The organism is Paenibacillus ihuae, from assembly GCF_001368795.1.
Lineage (GTDB): Bacteria > Bacillota > Bacilli > Paenibacillales > Paenibacillaceae > Paenibacillus_AQ > Paenibacillus_AQ ihuae.
In genome coordinates, this window is record NZ_LN831198.1 from 2,081,851 (window position 1) to 2,087,737 (window position 5,887).

Below are 5,887 nucleotides of genomic sequence, written 5' to 3' on the forward strand. Positions count from 1 at the left end.
GGAAGGACAAATCGTCCTGGAGCAGGGCGAAGAGTATTACCAGTATTGGAATTATGCCCAGAAGAAAGGCTACTCGGGAACAGCTGTGTTTACGAGAATCAAGCCCATCTCTGTAAGATACGGTCTGGAAGAGGATTCCGAACCTGAGGGCCGGACGATCACTTTAGAATTTGAAGACTTCTATCTCGTAAATGTCTATACTCCGAATGCCAAACGGGATCTGACACGGCTGGATTACAGAATGGAATGGGAGGACCGTTTCCGTACCTATCTACTGGAGCTGGATAAACGTAAGCCGGTCATTGTTTGCGGCGACCTTAATGTTGCCCACGCCGACATTGATCTGAAGAATGCCAAGTCTAACCGGGGGAACTCCGGGTTCACCGATGAAGAACGCGGACGGATGACTATCCTGCTGGAATCGGGTTTTATCGATACCTTCCGGTTTTTTTATCCGGAGACAGAAGGAGCTTATACCTGGTGGTCCTATATGCCAAAAATAAGAGAGCGGAATGTCGGCTGGCGGATCGACTATTTCCTGGCCTCTTCACGGCTTGCGCCGCAGCTGATCGATGCAGCCATCGACTGCAATGTACTGGGAAGTGACCATTGTCCGGTAGTGCTCACAATGAAGGGTCTGGAAGCTTAATAGATATTCAGATAGATATTAGTACAAGAGGCTATGCATCCCTGATAAGGAATGTCATAGCCTCTTGTTTTGTTAGAAGGTTTAAAAGCTGCAATTTACTCTATGAGATAGCCTGCGACAGTAACCGGTTCGTTTGGCCCCATGGCCACGCCTTAGTAGCACCAGGCTATGCAGCTCGATGTTCAGGTTCTTAATCCGGTCCAGAAATGCAGATACAGCGGTTGAGCGGATACCTTGTTCCTCGGGAAGACTTCTTGGCAATGGAGATAAAGTTCCGGTCATGTTCATGTTCACAGCTCCTCATGGGATGAATGAATAATGGCTTGTTTATTTAGACAGGCGGGGCGGGAAGCGCCGCCTTGACGCCTGTTCAAATCCATATGCGATCGAGATCAGCGTTGGCTCACTAAAAGCCGTGCCGGAGAAGGTGACGCCATGGGGGCCTTTCGTAAGATATCCTCCTGATGTTACGATTCCATTGGCTGCAAAGCCGGCGGGAACTGTAATGAGCGGATAGCCTGCTCTGGCAGCCAAATCGGTTCCGTGAAACCCAGGGAACATCAGGGCATCCAGCCGGTATTCCTTTAAGGCGTAGTCTATTCCATGATCACGTGCCTGCCCGCGGGATAAGCGAAGCTGTTCAAGGTACATTTCTTCTGTTATGCATTCTCCGGACTGTTCCAGCCATTCTAGTGTGCCTTGTCCGTATTTCAGAGCTTTTTCACTATGGAGTTTGTTATAGGCGATAAGCTCGCTTAAGCTATGTACGGGTATGGACTCGGCAAGTCCGGCCAGATATTGATTTAGGCCCCTTTTAAACTCATATTGCAGCATGACCGGACTCCATTCACGGTTAAGACAGGGAAGCTCAATGGGATCTACGATCATAGTACCTTGTTGTTCAAGAAGCTCAATCGCTTCTTCCATAATAGCCATAACCTCTTCATCGAGCTCTTGATAGATTGCCCTAGGGATACCAATCCGCACCCCCTGCAAATACGCTGCATCCAAAAAAACCGTGTAATCAGATATTCTTCTCTCCCGAACAGTTCCGGACCCCTGAGTGTCCAGTTCATCCGGTCCGGTCATTGCTCCCAGCAGGACCGCTGCATCGGAGACTGTCCTGGCCAGCGGGCCTGCGGTATCCTGGCTTCCGATGCCGGGAATGATTCCAGCCATACTGACAAGTCCTGCGGTTGGTTTAATTCCTACTACACAGTTCTGGCTGGCCGGACCTATGATCGAGCCGGAAGTTTCCGTCCCTATGGCCGCGGCAATAAGATTGGCTGCAACGGAAGCTGCACTGCCGGAGCTTGAACCCCCTACAAACAGCTCACCGGGTCCGTAGGGGTTGAGGACGAGCCCGCCGCGTGAACTGTACCCGGCCCACATCCCGGGAGCCATAAAATTAGCCCATTCCGTCATATTAGCCTTCCCGAGAATAATGGCTCCTGCTGCTCGCAGCCGGCTGATGACCGCTGCATCCTGAGCTGCCGTTGACTCTGCCAACGCTATGGACCCTGCACTAGTGTGCAATTTATCTGCGGTGTCTATATTGTCCTTGATTAGAAGCGGGATGCCATGCAGGCTGCTGCGGGCTCCCGTTATTTGCCGCTCTGTATCAAGCTGGCGGGCAATATCCAGTGCATCGGGATTGAGCTCCAGTACGGAGTTAATGACCGAATCATACCTGTTGATCCTATGCAGATAAAGGCTCACCAGTTGTTCAGCAGTTAACGAACCTTTGTTCATTTCAGCCTGCATGGCTGCGATATCTGCTTCAATAATCCATTCTTGCCAGTCCAGGCTGACGTCCTTATTGTTTAGGTTATTCTTAATTTGGTTCACCGGATAGATTCTCCTTTTCCTTTAAGGGATAACGGTAACTCTACTGTATCTGGCTGCTGCTGTTTGTCAGGCCAGGTAATGATATTCCGGGTCCGGCTTAATCGTTCGTAGAACAGCGGCTCCTTCTTAAACATGCTGATGATTAGATGGATGAGGAACAGCAGATCTGCCAGCAGCACTATCCCACGGGCCGGACCGGATATATCCTGTCCAAGGGTGTTTACCCATGCCGAATTAAACTGCAGAACATTCATACCAAACGTTACTCCATAGAGCAGACCGTATCTTAGGACAATCATCCATGGCCGGAGGCTGCTGCTGCAGCCCTCTACCCGGATACGTACAATCCATTTCCCAAAGGTCCGTCCCCGGGTCCAGCAAGGAATCAGCAGAAAGTATATTCCAAGTACGATCCATAAAGGGCAAGGAACCGGGAACAGGCTTAGTATACCGGCAGCGGTCAGCCACACACAGGCGTCCAGCATAAAGGCGATGACCCTGCGGGTATAGGTGACACGTTTTGTACTAAGATTCGCCCTGCTGTCCAGTTGTTCGATCCGGGGCAGCAGCCCCGAAATCCGGAGTGCAATTCTGAATCCGGCAATTCCGCCAAGTGTATTGGTAATCAGATCATCGACATCAAAAATCCGGTACGGATTGTCAAAGAAACCGTATATACCGGTGATTTGTGTTACTTCAAACGATAATGAAAGCACAAAGGAGAGCAGTATGCATACTACCCAGCGGGTGCGGAAATAGTAGCCCAGGAACATGCCGAAAGGAACCGTCAAAAGGACATTGAATAAAGCTTGAAAAAAGGCGGGGTTGCGCAAAACCGTCAAATAGGTGGACGGCTGGTCAACCGATAAACTGCTGGTGCGCAGAATTTCTCCGATAAACTGCAGCGGTACAACTTGAATACTGCTGCCTGATAAAGGCAAATTGTGCCTGGAGGAAGGGAAGGGCAGCATAATCAAATAAAAGGCATTCAGTAAATAGAGCAGCAACAGATAAAGTGCTAACGCCCGAAGCTTGTGGATGTAGCCATGCCGCCGGTATTGGACAATCAGGAAGGGCAATGTAAAGAGCAGCGCCGCGACCGGGAAAGACATAAAGGCATATGAGATTGGAAACAGATAAGAAGTAAACATGGTCCACCTGCTGTTAACTAATTTGGCGGAGTATCCATCATTTTATCGGCAGCTTAGCTTAAGTAGTCCGAATAAATGCTCCGCAGTCAGTTAGACGCCATATCCGTCCGGATTCACTGCAGGTATCCAATATGATTATAGAATTATCTGGAAAACAGCTCTATGTATTTAATCAATATATTTAATCTCTCCGGCATACATATGTCAGGAGAGGAGCGTGAGCAAGAATGGAAAAGAAAGTGCAGCAATACTATAAACTGAAGTCCAAACAGAAGGATATCGAGAAGGAGCTGGCTGAACTCAGGCAGGAGATTCTGGCCTATTGTACGGATCAGGGAGAGACGGAGAAGGTAATCGGCAGCTATAGAGTGAAGCTTGTTACGCAGAACCGCAAAGAATATGACGATGAAAAGCTCTACAACCGGCTTGCTGACCCGCAGGTGTGGCGGCTGCTCTCCAAGGCGGACCCGTCGAAGGTCGCAAATCTGGCGAAGCTTAATGTGATTGCTGAAGAGAAGCTGGCGGGTACGTACACCGTGAAGGAAGTTACTTTATTGCAGGTGGATAAACAGTAGGGCGGAAATAGATTACTAAAGAGGCGGTTCTTCAACGGAACTGCCTATTTCGTTTGTCTAATGAATTTTCAGTCAAAGGACAATTAATCGCCATAGCCCTCATTTTGCGTTAAAATAGCTACTGGAGCTTTTTTTGAGGATAGCAAGATAGCCATAGATGAGTCAGAGATGGAGGATAAGAAATGATCAAGGATTTTGAGTTGATGCTGGAGAAATATGCGGATCTGGTAGTAAAGGTTGGAGTGAATGTGCAGCCAGGGCAAGTGCTGATCATTCATTCGCCTTTGGAAACGGCCGAACTTACGCGCCTGATCGTAGGCAAAGCCTATGAAGCCGGTGCGAAATATGTAATGGTGGACTGGGATGACGAGGCGGTTACGCGTATCCGTTACGAGAAGGCGCCCGAGGATTCTTTCGGTTATTACCCGCAGTGGCATGCCGACATGCTCGAAGGGTTCGCCGAAGAAGGCGGAGCCATTTTACATATTAAAGTACCTGATCCGGAGTTATTCAACGGTATTGATTCCGCCAAGGTCTCCACAGCCGTCAAAGCTGCAGCTATAGCCCGCAAGAAATACCAGAATTACACACGCAGCAATAAAATTAGCTGGTCGCTGATTAAAGCACCGACACGCGCCTGGGCCGACAAGGTGTTCGCGGATCTTCCCCGGGAGGATCGTATTGAAGCGATGTGGGAAGCTGTTTTCCGGATGAACCGTGTGGGGACTGAGGACCCGGTAGCTGCCTGGCGTGAGCATATTGCCCAGCTGAAGCAGAGCCAGGACCGGATGAATGCCAAGCGGTACAAAAGTCTGCATTACCGTGCACCGGGCACGGACCTGCATGTAGAACTGCCGGAGGGCCATCTTTGGCGCGGCGGCGGCGGCGAGAATGGCAGCGGCGTGTATTTTGTGGCGAACATGCCTACAGAGGAAATCTATACTATGCCGCAGCGGACCGGGGTTAACGGCACTGTAACCAGTACACTTCCGCTGAACCTGAATGGCCGCCTTGTGGACGGGATTACGTTTACCTTCACTGATGGCAAGGTTACTGCCTATGATGCACTTTCCGGACGTGAGCATCTGACCTCTCTGCTGGAGACCGATGAAGGAGCGTCTTATCTGGGTGAAGTGGCTTTGGTGCAGCATGATTCACCCATTTCAAGACTGAACAGAGTGTTCTATAACACGGGTATTGATGAGAATGCTTCCTGTCATTTTGCGCTGGGCAGCGCGTATCCGGTAAATATTGAGGGCGGCGTAGGCCTAAGCAGTGAAGAACTGCTTAAACGGGGCGCCAACGTCAGCCTGACCCATGTTGATTTCATGATCGGCTCAGCTGAGCTGGATATCGATGGTGAACTGGCTGATGGAACCACCGAGCCAGTGTTCCGCAAAGGGAACTGGGTGCTGTAAATAATATCCATCATATTCTCAAGCCGTAAACCCGCCAAGTATGGAGTTTGCGGCTGTTTTTTTATTTTACCGGATGAAAAACTGTGAACCAATACATATATACAGGAATCAAGCAGATGAAATATACTGGAAATGAATGTGGAAAATATGGTAGAGGAGACAGTTCATGAACCGTCATTCTAGTAAAATTTTGGCTTTATTTATTATCCTTGTGTTGGGTGTCACAAGTGTACTGCCGTTTGAATT

General features: G+C 49.4%; 5 protein-coding genes. 3 read left to right on the forward strand and 2 right to left on the reverse strand.

What is annotated here, in order from left to right:
- A partial coding sequence (locus AQR02_RS09365; RefSeq protein WP_245237255.1) for an exodeoxyribonuclease III occupies window positions 1-649 on the forward strand: 649 nt, incomplete at its 5' end.
- Between the two features lie 327 nt (window positions 650-976).
- Here the strand turns inward: AQR02_RS09365 and AQR02_RS09370 are convergent.
- Both AQR02_RS09370 and AQR02_RS09375 read right to left on the reverse strand, forming a co-directional pair.
- Window positions 977-2,497 carry an amidase family protein gene (locus AQR02_RS09370; RefSeq protein WP_280818618.1) on the reverse strand — a complete coding sequence of 507 codons (1,521 nt, stop codon included), beginning with the start codon at window positions 2,495-2,497 and terminating at the stop codon, window positions 977-979.
- Window positions 2,494-3,648 (reverse strand): VanZ family protein, encoded by a 1,155-nt coding sequence (locus AQR02_RS09375; protein WP_054940337.1) that lies wholly within the window; start codon window positions 3,646-3,648, stop codon window positions 2,494-2,496. The genes AQR02_RS09370 and AQR02_RS09375 overlap by 4 nt, the downstream gene beginning before the upstream one ends.
- 227 nt (window positions 3,649-3,875) lie before the next feature.
- On the opposite strand from AQR02_RS09375, the gene AQR02_RS09380 reads away from it, so the two are divergent.
- Window positions 3,876-4,223 carry a hypothetical protein gene (locus AQR02_RS09380; RefSeq protein WP_054940338.1) on the forward strand — a complete coding sequence of 116 codons (348 nt, stop codon included), beginning with the start codon at window positions 3,876-3,878 and terminating at the stop codon, window positions 4,221-4,223.
- Between the two features lie 182 nt (window positions 4,224-4,405).
- Window positions 4,406-5,641 carry an aminopeptidase gene (locus AQR02_RS09385; protein WP_425339968.1) on the forward strand — a complete coding sequence of 412 codons (1,236 nt, stop codon included), beginning with the start codon at window positions 4,406-4,408 and terminating at the stop codon, window positions 5,639-5,641.
- Window positions 5,642-5,887 lie beyond the last annotated feature (246 nt).

Bases quoted from the DNA above. Each gene is read 5' to 3' on its own strand.
- AQR02_RS09380 (WP_054940338.1), top strand. From the start codon at position 3,876: ATGGAAAAGAAAGTGCAGCAATACTATAAACTGAAGTCCAAACAGAAG.
- AQR02_RS09385 (WP_425339968.1), top strand. From the start codon at position 4,406: ATGATCAAGGATTTTGAGTTGATGCTGGAGAAATATGCGGATCTGGTA.
- AQR02_RS09375 (WP_054940337.1), bottom strand. From the start codon at position 3,648: ATGTTTACTTCTTATCTGTTTCCAATCTCATATGCCTTTATGTCTTTC.